Origin of the sequence: Cohaesibacter sp. CAU 1516 (assembly GCF_005771485.1) — a bacterium.
Lineage (GTDB): Bacteria > Pseudomonadota > Alphaproteobacteria > Rhizobiales > Cohaesibacteraceae > Cohaesibacter > Cohaesibacter intestini.
The window spans coordinates 17,410-36,451 of record NZ_VANT01000005.1 but is presented as its reverse complement, the minus strand read 5'-3'; the positions used below and the strand labels follow the sequence as shown (position 1 = coordinate 36,451).

Below are 19,042 nucleotides of genomic sequence, written 5' to 3'. Positions count from 1 at the left end.
AGATTTGAAGGATCAGACGCCTCAGGTCCAGTCGACAGACTAATCGCCTAGATAGGGGCCGGTAGACCGACCGACCACGAGATCTGTCTCCCAGAGTTCTTGGGTGAGGGGTTGATCCGGATTGTTGATCCGGTCGAGCAGGATTTCCGCCAACCGCTTGCCAGCTTCCAAAATGGAGGAGCGAACAGCAGTGAATAGTGGCACACCTGAATGCTGCAAGAAGGAAAGCTGGTCATCAAAAGTCAGGATGGACAGATCACGCCCGATTTGCAGTCCCATTTCCTGTGCAGCACGCACCACCCCAAGGGCCGTCAATACCGATGATGTGAGGATTGCGCTCGGTGCTTCATCGCGTTCCAGCAATGTGCGGGTAACCGAGTAGCCATAGGGTTCGATCATGTCGGAGGAGAAAATGAGTGCCGGATCAGGCTCAAGTCCATGCTCTCGCAGGGCTGCCTCATAGCCGATCTTGCGGCGATAGGCGAAATCCATTTCTTCCAGACCATTCAGCAGGGCGATGCGCGTGTGACCCAAATCGAGCAGGAAGGTGGTTGCCCGCTTGAAGGAGCTGCGATTGTTGACATCGAGCCAGCAATATCGATCCTTGCTGACTTCGGTCCGGCCATGAACGACGAACGGCACCTTGAGGCTTTCCAGAAGATCAATGCGCGGGTCTTCCTTGAAAGGGCCGTGGACGATAAAGCCATCCACCCGACCTGAGCGTGTCAACTCGCGATAGACGCTTTCCTGCTCCGTGTCCGGCACCACCGAGATGACCATGTCATAGCCGTTGCGCGAATAGGTCTCGCCAGCCCCGGCGATGAAATCGGAAAAGTGCGGGTTGATCATCGAATGCTGCGCATTTTGCGGCACAACATGGGCAACCGAACTCGCACGCCCCATGGCCAGTCGTTTGGCGGAAGAGGAGGGGTGGTAATTGTGTTTCTGCGCAGCTTCCAGAACCCGCAGTCGAGTCTTCTCGCCGACTTCCGGATAACCATTAAGGGCGCGGCTGACCGTCGTTTGGGACAGATTCAGAATGCTGGACAATTCTTTCAAATTCACGGCTGCGACCTCACAAAAGATGCGCACAGGCAAGGGCTTATGCAGGCCGGAAGATTTGGCCTGCTTCTGCTTTTCTGGCTCGGTGGGCGATAGGAAACCGTTTGCACAGCTATCCAAAGCCCTATCAAAAGTGATCTCCATCTTACACATAGTTTGGAAATTTCTGCAATACCGATTGCGCGGGGCTTTGATGCTGCATTTGCGAAATATGACAGTTTGGAACGATTGAAATCTGATTTTTCTCAAGAAGATTGCTGATTTTTGCCAAAAACTGCCTTGACTCTGCCAATCATCCAAAGCATGCTCAAAGCAATCCAAAGCGGTTTGAAAATCGCTTATCCATCAGAATAATTGTTGATCAACAAATGCCTTTGGGAGGTTTTGCGAAATGTTGAAGACACTAATGATGGGCGTTGCTGTTGCTGCTCTTGCTGCGGGTAGTGCGCAAGCCATGGATCATCTGAAATTTAAGCCGGGCGAAGATGCGCGCTTGAATTGGGCGTCTTATGAAGCGCTCAAGAAAATGGATCTCAAAGGCGAAACCATTACGGTCTTCGGGCCTTGGCTCAGCGTCGATAAGGACCTGTTTGAAAGCGTTATCGCCTATTTCGAGGAAGCCACAGGCGCCAATGTCGAATATGCTGGTTCCGACAGCTTTGAACAGCAGATCGTGATTGATACCGGTGCAGGCTCCGCGCCGAATATTGCCATTTTCCCGCAGCCGGGTCTGGCCGCTGATCTGGCTTCCAAAGGCTTGTTGACCCCTCTGTCTGACGAAACCAAATCATGGGTCAAGGACAATTACGCTGCTGGTCAGTCCTGGGTTGATCTTGGTACCTACAAGGGCAAAGACGGCAAGGACGACTATTTCGGCTTCTTCTATAAGGTCGATGTGAAATCTTTGGTCTGGTATGTGCCGGAAAACTTTGAAGATGCTGACTATGAAGTGCCCGAAAGCATGGAAGAGCTGAAAGCGCTCAGCGAGCAGATCGTCAAGGATGGTGGCAAGCCATGGTGTATCGGTCTGGGCTCTGGCGATGCGACCGGCTGGCCTGCAACCGACTGGGTGGAAGACTTCATGCTCCGCACGCAGTCGCCAGATGTCTATGACAAATGGGTCACCAATGAAGTGAAATTCAACGATCCTGCCGTTGTTGGTGCGATCGAGGAGTTTGGCTGGTTCGCGCGCAACGATGATTTCGTTGATGGCGGGGCAGGGGCCGTTGGCACCACCGATTTCCGTGATAGCCCGAAAGGCCTCTTCTCCTCTCCTCCGAAATGCTACATGCATCGTCAGGCATCGTTCATTCCGTCCTTCTTCCCGGAAGGTACGCAGTTGGGTGAAGATGCGGACTTCTTCTACTTCCCTGCCTATGCCGGCAAGGATCTTGGCAAGCCGGTTCTGGGCGCAGGCACTCTGTTTGCGATTACCCGCGAGTCCAAAGGCGCGCGCGCTTTCATCGACTTCCTCAAGTCGCCAATCGCGCACGAAGTCTGGATGGCACAGTCTGGTCTGCTGACCCCGCATAAAGGGGTGAATGTTGATGCCTATGCGAATGATGCGCTGAAGAAACAGGGTGAAATCCTGCTCAATGCAACGACCTTCCGCTTCGACGGCTCTGACCTGATGCCCGGCAAAATTGGTGCCGGTGCCTTCTGGACCGGTATGGTTGACTATGCTGGCGGCAAGGATGCCCAGACTGTCGGTGACGAAATTCAGAAAACCTGGGACGCACTCAAATAAGCGAACCCATGCTGAATGTTGGGAGTCCCCCAACCTCCCAAACTGGATGGTTCCCGCTATGTGCGGGGACTGTCTGCTCGGGGCTTGAATGCTCCGTTTAACAAATGGCGTCACCTGTTCTGGTCGCAAATCATCGAAGGGCAAGACATGCCCGAAATGCCCATGATGCAGCCAGAGGCGAAATCGATCAGGATCGAAAACAGGACCAAGTCTTCATATTAGGCCAAAGCAAAGGCAACGCGGTTACCCGGGAGTGGCAACGAGCGAGGCTGGACTTTCAGCCGATTTGGAGCAGACTTGAGGAATGTTGGATTTCCAAGTCTTCAGCAAAAACAGATAAGCAGCGTTTTGATCCAATCCCGCATGGATTGTCGGAAAAACGCTCAAGGTGGAGCGCGACAGTATGGAACAAATTGCATCCGCACTCGGCATCGTCGTCGTCGGCGTCTTGGGTTGTGTGGTCTATTTCGTCGGTTCGAACTGGTTCCTGGATCGGCTATACCCAGCTGATGCAGCCTCACCGGAACAAAGTGTGCGCAATCTGGCGATGGTACACCGGATCAGACCTTGGCTGTTTCTTGGTCCGGCCCTTTTGGCCCTGACCCTCTATCTCGTCTATCCGGCCGTCGCATCGCTGATCTTGTCGGTTCATGACAAGAATGGTGACACCTTCATTGGTCTGAACAATTATATCTGGCTGTTTCAGGACCGCGAATTCCATCAAGCGATGTTCAACAACATTCTCTGGTTGGTCTTTGTGCCGGCCATGTCGACCTTCTTCGGGCTGGTCATCGCCGCCCTGACCGATCGCATCTGGTGGGGCAATATTGCCAAATCGCTGATCTTCATGCCGATGGCCATTTCCTTCATCGGGGCGTCGATCATCTGGAAGTTCATCTATGAATATCGTGGTGAGGGGTCGGTTCAGATCGGCCTGCTCAACGCTGTTGTTGAAGCCATGGGGATGGAACCTCAGGCATGGATCACGCTGCCTTTCTGGAACAATTTCTTCCTGATGATCATTCTGGTCTGGATTCAGACCGGCTTTGCCATGGTTATCCTGTCCGCTGCCTTGCGCGGGATCCCTGAGGAAACCATTGAAGCCGCGGTTATTGATGGTGCCAATGGTGTCCAGATCTTCTTCTACATCATGGTGCCGCAAATCTGGAAAACCATCGCCGTCGTCTGGACCACCATCACCATCACGGTGCTAAAGGTCTTCGACATCGTCTTTGCCATGACAAATGGGCAATGGGATACGCAGGTTCTGGCCAATCTCATGTTTAGCTGGATGTTCCGCGGTGGCGGTGACTTCGGGCGCGGGGCGACCATTGCGGTCATCATCATGCTGCTCGTTGTTCCGATCATGATCTGGAACATCCGTCAGGCCAACGCAGAAAATAAAGGGCTTTAACATGATCTCGGGATCCAAAACAAAATCGCCCTTGATGTGGGTTGTGCACCTGTCCGTTGTGCTTTTGGTCCTGCTCTGGACCATGCCGACCATCGGCCTGTTTGTCTCCTCGATCCGCGACAAGGATCAGCTGGCCGTCTCCGGTTGGTGGACAGCCCTGTTTTCCTCAGAGCAGAATCTGATCGGTCGCAGCCTTGGGCCGGACAGTCAGATTGAAAAAGACGGTGTCTTCGTCATCCGCGGCAACATTCTTGAGGAAACCGAAAAAGCCGGAAAGATCACGGCATTTGGCTGGCGTGCTCAGGAACCGACAGCCTATGAGCCGGGGGCAGTTGCGGAAATGCGCAAGGGTCAAACCCTCAAGGTTGAGGCAGATGGCTCCTATGAATTGACCTCTTCGACCAAATGGAAAGGCAGTCGCGGCAAACGGCTCTTTCATACCGTTGCCAGTCCACCAATCTTTACCCTCGACAATTACCGCGAAGTGCTGACCGCTGAAGGCATTGGCCGCAGCTTTATCAACTCGCTGACAGTGACCATTCCGTCCACCATCATCCCGATCCTGATTGCCGCCTTTGCCGCCTATGCGCTGGCTTGGATGCAGTTTCCGGGCCGTGCCATTCTGGTTGCTGTGGTGGTTGGCCTGCTGGTCGTGCCGCTGCAAATGTCGCTGATCCCGCTCCTCCAACTCTACAACAAGATCGGGGCCTTTATGGGGGTGCCTGCCAAGACCTATCTGGGTATCTGGTTGGCCCATACGGGCTTTGGTTTGCCGTTGGCGATCTATCTATTGCGCAACTATATCTCCGAGTTGCCAAAGGAGATCATCGAGTCTGCGCGCGTCGATGGCGCTAGTCATTTTGATATCTTCATCAAGATCATCCTGCCGCTGTCCTTCCCGGCGCTGGCTTCCTTTGCCATCTTCCAGTTCCTCTGGGTCTGGAACGATCTGCTGGTTGCCATGGTGTTCCTGGGCAATGGAGAAGATCAGCTGGTCCTGACAGGTCGCCTAAGAGAAATGCTCGGCTCGCGCGGGGGCAACTGGGAAATCCTGACGGCTTCCGCCTTCATCACCATCATTGTGCCCCTTGGCGTCTTTTTCTCGCTCCAGCGTTATCTGGTGCGCGGTCTGCTCGCCGGCTCAGTGAAGGGTGGCTAGGAACATTCAACCCTGTTTTGCATAACAAGAACAACACAGACATATCGGAACAAACATGCAGAATACCAGCATTGACAAGGATTGGTGGCGTGGAGCGGTGATCTATCAGATCTATCCGCGGTCCTATCAGGATAGCAATGGCGACGGCATCGGTGATCTCAATGGCATCACCCAACGCCTGCCATATGTGGCTTCTCTTGGTGTGGACGCCATCTGGATCTCGCCGTTCTTCACCTCGCCGATGAATGACTTCGGGTATGACGTCTCGAACTATTGCGATGTCGATCCGATGTTCGGCACATTGGCCGAGTTCGATGCCCTGATCGCCAAGGCGCACGAGTTGGGCATCAAGGTGATGATCGACCTCGTCCTCTCCCACACGTCCGACCTGCATCCATGGTTCAAGGAATCTCGCTCCAGCGCCGACAATGACAAGGCTGACTGGTATGTCTGGGCCGATGCCAAACCGGACGGCACCCCGCCCAACAACTGGTTGTCGATTTTTGGCGGCTCTGCGTGGGAATGGGACACAGGTCGGCAGAAATATTACCTGCACAACTTCCTGACCAGCCAGCCGGACCTCAACTTCCACAATATGGATGTTCAGCAGGCCCTTCTGGATGTGACCCGCTTCTGGCTTGAGCGCGGTGTCGATGGCTTCCGGTTGGATACCATCAACTTCTATGTCCACAGTCAGAGCCTGAAAGACAATCCGGCTTTGCCGCCAGAGAAGCGCAGCTTCAACACCACCACTGACGTCAATCCCTATGCCTTCCAGTCGCATCTCTATGACAAGAGCCAGCCGGAAAATCTCGAATTCCTGAAGAAGTTCCGCGCTGTTCTGGATGAGTATCCAGCAGCGACCGCTGTCGGCGAGGTGGGTGACGAAGAGCGGGGGCTTGAGATTGTCGCGGACTACACCTCGGGCGGTGACAAGGTGCATATGTGCTACGGCTTTGACTTTCTGGGCCCTCGCGTACCGGATCCGAAGTTCGTTCATGACGTTTTCAGCGACTTGCACGAAGCTGCCCCTGATAGTTGGCCTTGCTGGGCCTTCTCCAACCATGATGTGGTCCGCTATGCAACGCGCTGGCCGGTCAATCCGGATTTGCAGGATGCAGCCAATCACATGCGCATTGCCTTGCTTCTTTCCATGCGCGGGTCCGTCTGCCTCTATCAGGGCGAAGAGCTTGGATTGGAAGAAGCCGACGTTGCTTTTGAAGATTTACAAGATCCGTATGGCATCCGCTTCTGGCCAAAATTCAAGGGCCGTGACGGGTGCCGAACGCCGATGGTTTGGGATGAAACCAAGCCACAGGCAGGCTTCTCCGAAGGCACTCCGTGGCTGCCCGTGGCCGATAGCCACAAGCCGAAATCGGTCGCTCAGATGGAAGCCCGCAATGGTTCGCTATTGCATCACTACCGCCAGATGCTAGCCTTCCGCAAACAGCATGTTGCCCTGATCAAAGGGGATCTGTTGTTTGTCAATACTGAAGGCAATGTGCTTACCTTCATGCGTGAATTGGGTGAGGACCGTGTCTTTTGTGCCTTCAATCTGGTGGGAGAGGAGCAGGAGGTCGCCTTCGACAGCCTCAACATTGAACCACTTGAAGGCTGTGATTTCGGCGCTCAGATCAAAGAGGGCAAGCTGCGACTGCCTGCCTACGGCGCTTTCTTCGGCGCGCTCAAGTGACCTTTCTGCCCGCCGCCCGCCTGACAAGCCGGGCGGCTGGGTTAAACCCATTTCCAATGTCGCCTGACGGCCTGCTCAAGGCCAACCTGCGACGGACACAATCGACGGGAGGACAGGATGGCAAGCCTGAAGCTCACCAATATTGAGAAGGCCTACGGCTCGACCAAGGTTCTCAAGAATATCAATCTCGAAATCGAGAAAGGCGAATTTGTCGTCTTTGTCGGTCCTTCGGGATGTGGCAAATCCACTCTGCTTCGAATGATTGCCGGGCTGGAGAGCATTACTGGCGGATCGCTGGAGATTGACGGTCAGGTCGTCAACGAGGTGCCTCCGTCCAAGCGTGGTATCGCGATGGTTTTCCAGACCTATGCGCTGTATCCGCATATGACCGTGTTCGACAATATGGCGTTTGGCATGCGCATCGCCAAGGCGAGCAAGGAAGAAATCCAGGAGCGGGTCACCAAGGCTGCTGAAATTCTGCAATTGACCCCATATCTGGAGCGTTTGCCAAAAGCTTTGTCCGGTGGTCAACGCCAGCGCGTTGCCATTGGTCGCTCGATCGTGCGCAACCCGAAAGTCTTCCTGTTTGACGAGCCTCTGTCCAACCTTGATGCCGCCTTGCGTGTGGCGACCCGCATCGAGATTGCCCAGCTCAATGAGAGCATGCCGGATGCGACCATGATCTATGTGACCCACGATCAGGTCGAAGCCATGACATTGGCCGACCGGATTGTCGTCCTGTCGACCCGTGGCATCATCGAGCAATGTGGCGCACCGATGGAGCTGTATCAGAATCCACGCAACGTCTTTGTCGCCCGCTTCATCGGCTCGCCTGCCATGAATGTCTATGACTGCGTTGTCGCCGAGACCGGCGACCAGACCAAAGTTTCCTTCAAGACAGACGAGGCAGGCTTCACCGTTCAGGTGCCAAGTGCGGCCGAGTTCAAAGGCAAGAAAGCCAAATTTGGCGTTCGCCCGGAAGATCTCCGTCTGGCAGAGGAAGGCGAGGAAGCCCTGTATGATTGCGAAGTGCGGATCGTCGAGAAACTGGGTGAAGTCACGTTGCTCTATCTTGAGCCGCCGCAACAGGGAGCCGAGCCTCTGATCGCCAAAATCCCCGGCAATCATGACTTTTCCCGCGGCGAAAAAGTTCGTCTGACGGCAGACGATTCCAAGCGTCATCTCTTCACCGAGGACGAGCGCTCTTTCCGTTGGCTCAGCGAAGAATAAGCCAAAATGTCCCCACGACAAAAAGCCGGATGAGAGGTCATCCGGCTTTTTGTTTTGCTATTCCTGCCAATAAAATGATCAGTCAATCGATTCCAAAACCGAGCGAATGATATCCATCAGTTCGTCAATCTGCTCTTTCTTGATGATCAGTGGTGGCGACAAGGCGATGATGTCGCCGGTTACCCGGATCATGGCCCCTTTCTCCCAGGCCTTGACCATTGCCTCACTGGCCCGTGCGGTTGCTGCATTCGGACGTGGTTCCAGCTCGATGGCGCCGACAAGGCCCAGATTACGCAAATCGATCACATGGCGGGTGCCTTTAAGGCTATGGATCGCATCTTCCCAATAGGAAGAAAGCGAGGCAGCCCGCTCAAACAGGCCTTCCTCGGCATAGGTATCAAGGGTCGCAATACCGGCCGCCGCCGCCAGCGGATGACCCGAATAGGTATAACCATGGAACAGCTCAATCGCTGCATCGGCATTTTCCATGGCCGAGTCATAGATCTTGTTGGCGACAATCACGGCCCCCGCTGGCACCACCGCATTGGTCAGCCCCTTGGCCGTGGTGATGATGTCCGGCTTCACGTCGAAATAGTCCGCAGCGCTGGCCGCACCCAGACGACCATAGGCGGTGATCACCTCATCAAAGATCAACAGGATGCCATAGCGGTCACACAATTCCCGCAGGCGCTTCAAATATCCCTTCGGCGGCAACAGCACGCCGGTTGACCCAGCCATTGGCTCGACGATCACCGCTGCAATGGTCGAAGGATCGTGCAAGGCCGCGATGTCGATCAAGGCATCGGCTTTTTCAACACCATGCTCAGGGCAACCGCGTGAGAAGGCATTGCGCGCCAGATCATGGGTGTGGGGCAAATGATCCACCCCTGTCAGAAGCGAGCCGAAATGCATGCGGTTCTTGACGATGCCACCCACCGAAATGCCACCAAACCCGGTGCCATGATAGCCCCGTTCGCGGCCAATCAGTCGGGTACGGGCCGCGTCGCCCCGCATACGGTGATAATGCAAGGCAATCTTCAGGGCCGTATCGACCGATTCCGAGCCGGAATTTGTGAAAAAGACATGGTCCATGCCTTCAGGAAACAGGGCCGATACGCGCGTGGCAAACTCGAACACCTTGGGATGGCCGAACTGGAAGTTCGGGGCATAGTCAAGCTCGGCAACTTGCTTCTGGACCGCTTCGGTGATCCGGGGGGCATTGTGGCCCGCATTGACGCACCACAGTCCTGCTGTGCCATCGAGAATTTCACGGCCATCGGCGCTCTTGTAATGCATCCCGTTGGCAGACACGACCATACGGGGATCCTTTTTGAAGGCCCGGTTGGCGGTATAGGGCATCCAGAAACTGGACAGGTCATTGGGCTTGGAAGACATCTCGTTCATGTTCGCCTCGTCAAGGGTGATTTGTGTTTTTCCCGATTGTGCGAATTTTGCTGATAACGAACAAGTCTTTATCTTGATTGCCATAAGAGGCTGAAATTACGTGGCTAGAAATTGAGATGTTTAGTATATTGAACAAATGAACATTTCGAGCGACGAGGCGAGCATGACAGAGGCACTGCAATCAGGTCGTGATGAGGCCGCTCACGACATCCGAACAGATATCGGTCAGCGACTGCGTCAGGTGCGATTGGCGCATGGCCTCTCCCAGCGGGCCCTGGCCAAGCGGGCAGGGGTCGCCAACGCCACCATTTCGCAAATAGAGAGCGGAGATGCCAATCCGTCTGTCGGGGCACTCAAGCGCATCCTCGATGGACTTGAGATGGATATGGGCCAATTCTTCACCCTTGAGTTGAGCGATGGTGGTCGGCATTTCTACAAGGCCAGCGAGTTGGTCGAGATCGGGCGTGGCAAGACCTCGTTCCGGCTCGTTGGGGCAGATCGCCCACAGAAGGCCATTCAAATGCTGCATGAAACGCTGATGCCGGGCGCTGACACCGGTAGGGTCTTTCTCAGTCACCAAGGCGAGGAATGCGGTATCGTGATATCAGGCAGCCTTGAGGTGACCGTCGGCGAGGCGCGTCAGGTCTTGCGAGCCGGGGATGCCTGGTACTTCGATAGTGCGTTGCCACACCGCTTTCGCAACAAGGGGGCCGAGCCTTGTATTTGCATCAGTGCCTGCACGCCGCCCTCTTTCTGAAGGGGGACAAAAAAGGGCCCACAACGGGCCCTTTGATCGACGGATTGAAGCGCGCTTAGCTGTTATGCTTGGTTTCGACCGCGTTCGATGACAGCCGGTTGCCAACGGCGATCAGGATCAGCACGGAGACATTCATAACCAGCGCATAGATCGAGGACGGCACCATGAAGCGTCCGTCGCCGAGGAAATTGGCAATCACCAAAGCCAAGGCCACATTCTGCAAGCCGCACTCAATGGCGATGGTCAGTGACTGACGAGTTTCCAGCTTGAAGATCTGGCTGATGATCAAGGCAGACGCGATGGCCAAACCGTTCAACAGGATCACGGCGGGGCCAACGGTGCTCCAATGGGCTGTGATGCTGCTCCACTCGCTGTAGAAGGAGGTGAAGACGATGGCTGCGAAAATCGCCGAAGCCACAAATTTCGCCGGGCTTTCAATTCGCTTGATCAAGCTTGGCAGGAAATGTCGCAAGGTCATGCCGATTGCCAGCGGCAGGGCAGAAATGGCCAGAACCTTCAACGCGGTTTCACCAAATGGCAGGGCGTAGAGATTGGACTCGGAGCCAGCCAAACCCGTTTCGCGGAACAGAAGGAAGGCGGCAGAGAGGGCCGTTGGGATGGTAATGAAGGCAAGAAGGTTGGTGATGATCGTCAGCGAAATCGACAGAGCGGTCTTGCCGCGCGCCAGCACGGTGAGAAGGTTCGAGGTGATGCCGCCGGGGGCTGCTGCCAGAATGATCAAGCCGATGGCATAGACTGTGTCAAGTTTGGTGATCAACGCCACACCGAAGGCAATCAGAGGCAGAAACAGGATTTGTGCCACAATGCCCGCACCGACAGCCCGCAATTGCTGAAACAGAGCTTTAAAATCTTGCAGTCGAACTGACAGTCCAACCGTAATCATGATCAGTGCCAAACCCAGAGGAATGAGAGGTGTGTTCACGTTGTAACCTTCCTGATGCCAGTCCTATGCCCGCGTCGACCAGCACTCTGATTTATTGCCTGCACCGACCATAGCCATTTTGGTCAGCACCCATCTTTGACGATAGTCATGCGGCATACGATTTTTCACATACATCGTAAGTCTTACACCTATTTGCCACATTTCTGCGCAGAAATACAAGCATTAGCAGCTATGCAAAAGTGGGGGAGAAAGCTCGAATTCCGGTGAAACAGCGAGGCAATCTGGTGTCTTCATTCAGCATTTGCACCTTGATGGATGTGATCTGGAGCCTAACGATAGAAAGGAGTGTTTAAATTTGAACATGAACTGCATATTTATAGGGCATGATATCTTGACCCGTGGTCGGGCTTTCGATCATATGTCATCGTGATACCGAGATAATAAGGAACCAGCATGAAACAACTTCTCCTTGCCGCAACCCTCATCCTGACCGCCGCGTCTGCGCAGGCTGCGGACTGGTCCGTCGGCTCGATCACCGTATCCGATCCCTTCGCCCGCGCGACTGCTGGTAAGGCAAAAGCTGGCGGTGGATTTCTGATGATCACCAATAAGGGCGAAGCAGATCGATTGGTCGCGGCCCATGCCGATGTGAGTGCGACCACCGAACTGCATACCCACATCCATGAAGGCAATGTGATGAAGATGCGTCAGGTCGAGGCGATTGATGTGCCCGCCAATGGCGAAGTCGCCCTGCAACCGGGCGGTTTTCATGTCATGTTCATGGGACTCAATGGGCCGCTGAAAAAGGGCGAGACTTTTCCGCTGGAACTGACCTTCGAGAAGGCGGGCAAGGTCACGGTTGACGTCTCAATTGCTTCGATCGGGGCCAAAACGGCTCCGGATATGGACCATTCCAAGATGGACCATTCTGAGATGGATCATTCCACAATGGATAAGGCCGACATGAAGCATGACGACATGCAACAGGGCGACATGGAGAAGCATGATCACGGCAAGATGGATCATTCCAAAAACTGATTCAGCCTCTGATATTGCTCTTGGAACGACAAAAGCCCGGCAATTGCCGGGCTTTTTGCGTGGTTCTGTTCGCAGGTTTACGCGAACAGCATTATGGCACTGAAGGCAACGACCCAGACCAGCTGAAATTGTGATGTTGCGACCAGACATTGATTGAGATCGGCAGGCGTTTCAGCCAGAAACAGTTTGCGGATCGGCATGGCAAGCGCATAGGCGGCCAGAATGGCAGTCACCACAAGGCTCACCAGACTGACGGTCCCATGATGAATCAGATTGAAAACATGGATCATGCCAATGCAGGAGATCAGCATCATTGCGGTATAGAGGCGCTTGGTCTTGCGGGGCCCCAACTGGATGGCCAGCGTTCTGCGGCCACCTTCCTTGTCGCCAACCCGGTCGCGGTGATTGTTGACGGTCAGAACGGATGCAGCCGGCAGTCCGATATAGACACCCGACCAGAAACTGGTTGATGTCCATTCTCCAGTCAGCAAAAAGACACTGCCCATCACCGACATGATGCCGAAGAACAGAATGACAAAGACCTCACCCAATGGCGAGCCGGAAATCGGGTAGGGGCCGGAGGAATAACCAAAGGCGCAGACAATCCCGATCGCGCCGATGGCCAGAATGGGAAGACCACCAAAATAGACCAGATAAAGCCCACTGAGTGCCGCAAGCAGCAAAAATCCAACCGCCGCCTTGCGCACCGTGGTCGCATCCATTAGCCCAAGGCTTGTCACGCGCGGTGGCCCCAATCGTTCACTGGCTTTGTCCAGACCGGAACTGGCGTCTGTGGCATCGTTCCACAGATTGGTGGCAATCTGAATGGAGGCGGCGGAAATCAAGATTGCAGGCAGCATCAACCAATGGACTGGAGCGGTGCCGTCAAGCACCAACAAGCCCGCCAGTAGCACCGGGGCAACTGACAAAATAATGGTTTTGGGTCGCGTCGCCATCAGCCAGACTTCAAGCGAGCTGAGGGTCATCTGTTCCTGTAGCGCCATGAATGTCTCCAGCTGGTTTGAGCTTGCATCTCTTGTCGGACGCGCCGTCGGTCGGCATTCAGAACGGTCGTATCATACTTTTGTCGTATGAGAAAATCCAGTCTCTTTGTGACTTACCCAGACTAATGGTCCAGCAATACCGACGTTTTGAGCCGCAAACAACAGGGGCTGGCCTAGCGTCCCCGGATAACTCACGGGTCCCGGAGGTGATCCCACAGGATCACTCTGCAGCGATGGAAAGGTGCCCGGCGGCCAATGCAGCCTCAATGTCCGCAGTCATCAAGTCACCCACCCAGTCTTGCCCCCCGACAGGGGTCAGAAAGTGGGTCTGCGGTGGCGCGACAGAGGCGAGTTCGGCCATATCGTCGACTGAGTGCGACCCCAGCCCGTTAAATAGCGGCAGGACCAGTGTGTTGGGCAGCATCGTGCCGATGACGCAGTTCAGATGTGGCGCTTCGTCGAGAAACGCACAGGAGACATCGCGGAAATAGCCGGTCGTGCGAAGCTGGTCCGCCAGTTCGTTTGCCCGTTTGCTCGACTGCCGGTCAACCGACGCTCCATGCGCAGCGATCAGCAAATGCGGCCGTGTGCCGGTTAGCTTCATGCGATTCATATCGCGCACCAAAGCGCCAGTGACTGCGTCCGCCAACCAATTCGATACGCCAAAGGGCTGTAACAGCCGCGTCGGAGCGTTCACGTTTCGCGGATCCGACCCGGTGGCTTCGGCAATTTTCTTTGGCAGAATCCGATTGCAAAAGAAGCCATCGGCCATGAAGAATGGATAAATCAAACGGTTGGGAGCGGTTAGCCTGTTCCAGGCCTCGGCAATGCTGGGAGACCCACGCAACACGCCAGCTTCGACCTGGACGTCGCCAAGATTGTTCCGCACTTCGTCAGCCAGCTCCAACAGACGTGCATTATCGCAGCGCCCGCCACGTTCGCCATGGGCAACGATCAATACGGCCTGTTCCGAGGCATGTCTGTAACTGTGCATGGCGAACGGTCCAAAGTCTGTCTTGGGTGTTACTGCCAACGCATCTGCAATAGCAAAGCGAAGAACAGGAAAAACGAAACTTTACTGGTGCTCAAAAACACCTGCAATTGGTACGTGCCAAACCGACAGTCGGATCAGGTGGTCAGAAAACCCATCTCACCCGGTTGGCCCGTGACGACAGTCTAACATAATTCTCAATTCAGTATTTTACCGTATGGTGAAGAATTTTTCGAAATTTTCTCAGACTGTTGGTCCGTCTTTTCCTTTTGCCTGCATAAGTTGGAATGCGCGTAGAAGACCATTCTTGAGCCGCCTGAGCTCAAGCCTCTTTGGCTGAGAGAGATTCGCGTGCCGCTTCAACAGCTCCCATCAGGGCATCCGACAATTCGAGATTGGCGATATGGGCCTGACCTGCGTCACTCATTTTCGGCAACACCTTGGCCAGGATGCTGATCACCTTGCTTGTCTCATGATCTGCGGCAAAGTCGAGGGCATAATGCTGCAAAAAGACCAGACAGGCGACATCCTCGACCAACTGGGCACGCGGGTCGCGTTTCAGGTTCTTTTTCAGCAACATATCAGACACGACGCTCTGGGTATCTTCATCATAACCTTGTGCCGCCATGATACTGCTGACCTTTTGCGCGTGGTGGCGCTTGAGGGCATTGCGCCACTGGTGGTATCCGGGCCGGTCCCGCGGATAGTCATCGCGTGGGATGATCCAGCGTTCAATATGCTGCCCGCGTGCAGCAATCCGTGTGAGCTCATCCGCTTCGGGCGCAAAGGCCTCGCACATCAGGCTCATGCGGATGCCATAGAGCAGTTCCTTCGGGATTGGAGCCCCCCCTTGGGCCAGCTCCAGACGAGGATCTGCTGCATTGGCCTGATCTATGGCTTCGATGACGGCTTCATAGGTGGACATGGGACACTCCGATCAATGCTCCCGATAACAGGATGCGGCAAGGCTTTGAGGAAGAAGCCTACGCAACAGTGCAAATTCACGCAAGCGGTTCGGCACCGCGTCCGAAATCAAAAGGCTTTTGTTCCCAAATGAGACGTTACCTTCTATATTGGACATGATCAGATACTTCATGCTTTAATATATTCGAAAGCGCGAAGAAACGGGAAGAACACCAACCAGACGGGAACGTGGCCATGGCTCTTTCGCAAACCTTTTCGGCCCCTTTGCCTCCTGATCGCGTTCATCAATATGTCGACGCTTTCCTTAAAACCCCAAATTCCATCTATATTGGCCACATCGCCTCGGCTGCGGTTCTGCTTTATATTGCCAGTCAGAATCCCGCCGTTCCGGTTTGGTTTCTCTATGCCTGGGCCTTCCTTGAACTGATCGGCTATCCTGTTCTGATGGAAGTCTGGCGGCAAGTCTATCTGCGCAAGGAGCGATCCAAACGCAATCCCTATCTCTGGATCAAGCTGATGGACGTCTTGTCGCTAATGGTTGGCACCAGTTGGGGGGTGATGAGTTTTATCAGTCTCAATCCCGACAATGCGGCCCATTTCGCCATCCAGATGTCGATTGCAGCAGGTGCGACGGCCGCAGCCGTGCGTTCGCTCGCCATCTTTCCGCGCTCCTTCATACTTTATGTCATTCCCTTTCTGGGGCTTCTGGCCCTGCGCATCATGCTACTGGGGGATGATTTCATTCTGCTCGGCGGACTGGTCATTATTTTCATGCTGATGTTGCTGCGCTTCGGCTCGGATGTGATGGAATCCGTGTCGCAATATATTGACATCAGCACCGACAATCTCGACCTCGCGCAGCGCTACCGGGATGCAGCGGCGGAAGCCGACCACGCGAACCGGGAAAAGACACGACTGCTGGCTGCTGCCAGTCATGACTTGCGTCAGCCCATCCATGCCATTGGCCTCTATATAGAAACCTTACCGCTCGACAAGATGGATGAACGCAGTCGTACAACACTCGAGCGTATTCGCAGCAGTCTGCAAACCCTGTCGAAATTGTTCAACTCGCTCCTCGATGTCAGCTTGCTTGACAGTGGCAAGGTGCAGGTTCGCCCGCGCCTGTTCGACCTTGAGGACATGCTCAATCATGTGCTCGACGACTATGAGCCATTGGCCGAGATTGCCCATGTTACTTTAATGCTCGAGTGCCCGAAGGTGGGCGTCATGGGCGACGCTATCCTTGTCAGACGGATGGTGCAGAACCTGCTCTCCAATGCCATCCGTCATGCCGAGGGAGGATCCGTGCGGATCCATGTCGAGCAATATCATGGGGAGGAAGGTGATCGCCTCTCAATTGCCGTCATAGATGACGGTCCGGGAATCGCAAAGGAACATCAAGCGGTGATTTTCGAGGAGTTCACCCAGATATCCCGGCGCGCGGGAAGGGTGAATGCAACCATGAACAGTACCGACAATCAGCAAAAAGGGCTGGGCTTGGGGCTTGCGATTGTCCGTCGACTGGCTGATTTGCAGGATTTGTCCCTTGATTTGCAAACCAGCCCGGATGGCACCTGCATCAAAATTCTCAATTTCCGGGCCGAAGCCCTGAAGCCACATAGCAAAAAACGCGAACAAGCCAGTGCCAAAATGGGTGCACGATTTCATCAAAAGCGCATTCTCTTGGTCGATGATGACCGGGAAACCCTCAAGGCAACCGAGGAACTGCTGGCAAAATGGGGGTGCCGTGTTTCGGCTGCTGCCAATCTCGCCGAGTTTGCCACGATTCAGGGACCGTTCGACCTGATTGTCAGCGATTATGCTTTTGAGGATGACTTTACCGGCATCGAGGTGGTGGAAGCCGCCCGCAGTCGCTTTGGTGCTGACTTGCGGGCGCTGATCATTTCGGGCGATTCCTCGGAATATGTGCAACAGCGCGTGAAGGACAAGGGGTTGTTGCTCATTCAGAAGCCGGTCCAGCCGGTGCAACTGCGCTCGGCCATGCTCGACCGATTCCTCTCCAGCCACGCCGGCGAGCAGGTCCTGTCATGACAGGCCATAGCTGGCCGCCATGGCGGATGCCGCAGCTCTGTTGGAAACCCCGAGATTTTTCATCAGGGCGGAGACATGACTGCGCACGGTGAAGGGAGAGAGATCCAGCTCACGGGCTATCTCCTTATTCGACAGGCCATGGCGCAGCAATTTCAGGATTTCAATCTGGCGGGGCGTCAAATCGCCAAGCGGCACATGATGCTGCTGTCCCATATCCTGCGACAGGGTTGCATCGCTGATGCACACCTCGATCTGTCCTTGCATAATGTTGCGGATCGCCCGCATCACTTCCTGTGAGGATACGGACTTGGAGATGAAACCATTGACCCCAAGGCCCATGATCTGTTCGATCTCGACCGGGTCGTTGAGCATCGAGACTGCAATGATCGGGCAAAGGGCGAAACTCTGCCGCAAGCGCTTCAGGTCGCGCATATAATCAAAGCCAGGAAAAAGCAGGTCGGACAAGATCAGATCCGGGGAGGGTGATTTTGCAATCAGGCGATTAAGACTGACCCCATCGCCTGCTTCTTCCACCTTGGAACCGGGAAACAGGTCTTCCAGCAACAGCGTCATGCCAGACCGATAAAGCGGATGATCATCTGCCAAAATGATGCGCATATCGGTCTAACTCCCTGAAAACGGCTGTTTTGGGTTCTGTTCCCTCATAAAAGTCTGGTCCCAACTGTTGCCCTTGTCCAGATGTACATCTGTATATGGCAACCGATGATCGTCAGGCCCGCAGGCAATCTCAGTGGTCAGATTTTTCGAGGAAATGCTTGTCGAGTCCCGTCAGATAATCAAGACCTTCCTTGGTCAGCTCGACCGGCGGCACATCGGCGCTCTTGACCATGCCCTTACGGGCCAAGGCAGCCCAGACACCCCGATTGGTGAAGCCGCTGGCATCTGCTGCATGCACGGTGAATTCGCCGACATGGAAATGGTCTCCATGCGGGTGGGGCACGCGCGGGATGGTCACCGAACCATCGGATCCCCAAGCTTCATCGGGCTGGGTGCGGCCGAGAATTTGCAGCAGCACAAGGGTGCGCAGCTGGAGTTTGTTCAGTTTGAGCGGATTGACGCGTTGCATGAATTGTCTTTCTCGAAACAATGATCAGGCCGATGCTCGCGGCCCGATCTGGCTTGTTGTGCGATCCTTACATCTGCGAGGTGACCGGCTCAGCCTTCATTCTTGAAGAAGCCGGTGATGCTTGCAGAGGCAATCTGGTTTCGCATGATATTAAACCGGACATAGGCCCCTGTCATGCTCGTTGTGTCAATCGCCTCAACAGAAAGCGCATGTAGTGTGAAGATATAACGATGGGCTGGATCATCCGGCGGAGGATAGGCACCGGTAAAGCCTTCAGTGCCCGCATCATTCAAGGCACTCAACGCGCTTTCCGGCAGGGAATCGCTGGCAATCTGACCGCTTTCGGTGACCGGCAGATTGGTGATGATCATGTGCCAGAAGCCAGAACCGGTCGGAGCATCAGGGTCATAGCAGGTCAGCGCAAGGCTTTTGGCTTCGCTCGGAACACCGGACCAGACCAGAATCGGGGAAAGGTCCTGTCCACCAAGACCGGCAGACACGGATTTTTGCGGTAGCGGATCGCCGTCGTTAAAATCTGGGCTAGTCAATTTCATATCAAATCTCCGAATAAAAATG

General features: G+C 54.7%; 17 protein-coding genes. 8 read left to right on the top strand and 9 right to left on the bottom strand.

The window, feature by feature from the left end:
- Positions 1-39 precede the first annotated feature (39 nt).
- Positions 40-1,065, bottom strand: coding sequence for a LacI family DNA-binding transcriptional regulator (locus tag FDK21_RS13535; protein WP_138149088.1), 1,026 nt, complete (start codon positions 1,063-1,065; stop codon positions 40-42).
- Between the two features lie 388 nt (positions 1,066-1,453).
- On the opposite strand from FDK21_RS13535, the gene FDK21_RS13530 reads away from it, so the two are divergent.
- The 5 genes from FDK21_RS13530 (at position 1,454) to FDK21_RS13510 (ending at position 8,305) form a co-directional block, all read left to right on the top strand.
- Entirely contained in the window at positions 1,454-2,809 is a 1,356-nt protein-coding gene (locus tag FDK21_RS13530) for an ABC transporter substrate-binding protein (RefSeq protein WP_138149086.1), read from the top strand.
- Between the two features lie 403 nt (positions 2,810-3,212).
- Complete coding sequence (locus tag FDK21_RS13525; protein WP_114010227.1) at positions 3,213-4,223, top strand: sugar ABC transporter permease; 1,011 nt, start codon at positions 3,213-3,215, stop codon at positions 4,221-4,223.
- A 1-nt stretch (position 4,224) separates the two neighbouring features.
- A complete protein-coding gene (locus FDK21_RS13520) occupies positions 4,225-5,382 on the top strand; it encodes a carbohydrate ABC transporter permease (protein WP_138149084.1) in 1,158 nt (385 codons plus the stop codon).
- Between the two features lie 55 nt (positions 5,383-5,437).
- Positions 5,438-7,075 (top strand): alpha-glucosidase, encoded by a 1,638-nt coding sequence (locus FDK21_RS13515; protein WP_138149082.1) that lies wholly within the window; start codon positions 5,438-5,440, stop codon positions 7,073-7,075.
- A 117-nt stretch (positions 7,076-7,192) separates the two neighbouring features.
- Entirely contained in the window at positions 7,193-8,305 is a 1,113-nt protein-coding gene (locus FDK21_RS13510; protein ID WP_138149080.1) for an ABC transporter ATP-binding protein, read from the top strand.
- A 78-nt stretch (positions 8,306-8,383) separates the two neighbouring features.
- On the opposite strand, the gene FDK21_RS13505 is transcribed toward FDK21_RS13510, so the two are convergent.
- Positions 8,384-9,709, bottom strand: coding sequence for an aspartate aminotransferase family protein (locus FDK21_RS13505; protein WP_138149077.1), 1,326 nt, complete (start codon positions 9,707-9,709; stop codon positions 8,384-8,386).
- A 208-nt stretch (positions 9,710-9,917) separates the two neighbouring features.
- Here FDK21_RS13505 and FDK21_RS13500 point away from each other — a divergent pair, with 208 nt between their 5' ends.
- Positions 9,918-10,466, top strand: coding sequence for a cupin domain-containing protein (locus tag FDK21_RS13500; protein ID WP_114010466.1), 549 nt, complete (start codon positions 9,918-9,920; stop codon positions 10,464-10,466).
- Positions 10,467-10,521: 55 nt separating this feature from the next.
- Here the strand turns inward: FDK21_RS13500 and FDK21_RS13495 are convergent, their stop codons facing one another.
- Positions 10,522-11,409 (bottom strand): bile acid:sodium symporter family protein, encoded by an 888-nt coding sequence (locus FDK21_RS13495; RefSeq protein WP_114010232.1) that lies wholly within the window; start codon positions 11,407-11,409, stop codon positions 10,522-10,524.
- A gap of 414 nt (positions 11,410-11,823) precedes the next feature.
- Between FDK21_RS13495 and FDK21_RS13490 the strand changes: the two genes are divergently transcribed.
- Complete coding sequence (locus tag FDK21_RS13490; RefSeq protein ID WP_138149075.1) at positions 11,824-12,408, top strand: copper chaperone PCu(A)C; 585 nt, start codon at positions 11,824-11,826, stop codon at positions 12,406-12,408.
- Positions 12,409-12,485: 77 nt separating this feature from the next.
- Here FDK21_RS13490 and menA read toward each other — a convergent pair whose 3' ends face one another.
- From menA to FDK21_RS13475, 3 genes are all read right to left on the bottom strand, one after another.
- The gene (gene menA / locus FDK21_RS13485; protein ID WP_138149073.1) at positions 12,486-13,412 is read right to left on the bottom strand and encodes a 1,4-dihydroxy-2-naphthoate octaprenyltransferase; all 927 of its coding nucleotides are present in this window, start codon (positions 13,410-13,412) and stop codon (positions 12,486-12,488) included.
- Between the two features lie 220 nt (positions 13,413-13,632).
- Entirely contained in the window at positions 13,633-14,406 is a 774-nt protein-coding gene (locus FDK21_RS13480) for a CbiX/SirB N-terminal domain-containing protein (RefSeq protein WP_138149071.1), read from the bottom strand.
- 319 nt (positions 14,407-14,725) lie between these two features.
- Complete coding sequence (locus tag FDK21_RS13475; protein WP_138149069.1) at positions 14,726-15,328, bottom strand: DUF4202 domain-containing protein; 603 nt, start codon at positions 15,326-15,328, stop codon at positions 14,726-14,728.
- Between the two features lie 233 nt (positions 15,329-15,561).
- Here FDK21_RS13475 and FDK21_RS13470 point away from each other — a divergent pair, with 233 nt between their 5' ends.
- The gene (locus tag FDK21_RS13470; RefSeq protein ID WP_138149067.1) at positions 15,562-17,379 is read left to right on the top strand and encodes a hybrid sensor histidine kinase/response regulator; all 1,818 of its coding nucleotides are present in this window, start codon (positions 15,562-15,564) and stop codon (positions 17,377-17,379) included.
- Here FDK21_RS13470 and FDK21_RS13465 read toward each other — a convergent pair.
- The 3 genes from FDK21_RS13465 to FDK21_RS13455 all read right to left on the bottom strand — a co-directional run bounded on the left by FDK21_RS13465 (position 17,374) and on the right by FDK21_RS13455 (position 19,020).
- Positions 17,374-17,997, bottom strand: a complete 624-nt coding sequence (locus tag FDK21_RS13465; RefSeq protein WP_114010238.1) for a response regulator transcription factor — start codon at positions 17,995-17,997, stop codon at positions 17,374-17,376. The genes FDK21_RS13470 and FDK21_RS13465 overlap by 6 nt on opposite strands.
- 130 nt (positions 17,998-18,127) lie before the next feature.
- Positions 18,128-18,466 (bottom strand): hypothetical protein, encoded by a 339-nt coding sequence (locus tag FDK21_RS13460; RefSeq protein WP_138149065.1) that lies wholly within the window; start codon positions 18,464-18,466, stop codon positions 18,128-18,130.
- A gap of 89 nt (positions 18,467-18,555) precedes the next feature.
- Positions 18,556-19,020, bottom strand: a complete 465-nt coding sequence (locus FDK21_RS13455; RefSeq protein WP_114010240.1) for a YbhB/YbcL family Raf kinase inhibitor-like protein — start codon at positions 19,018-19,020, stop codon at positions 18,556-18,558.
- Positions 19,021-19,042: the final 22 nt, after the last annotated feature.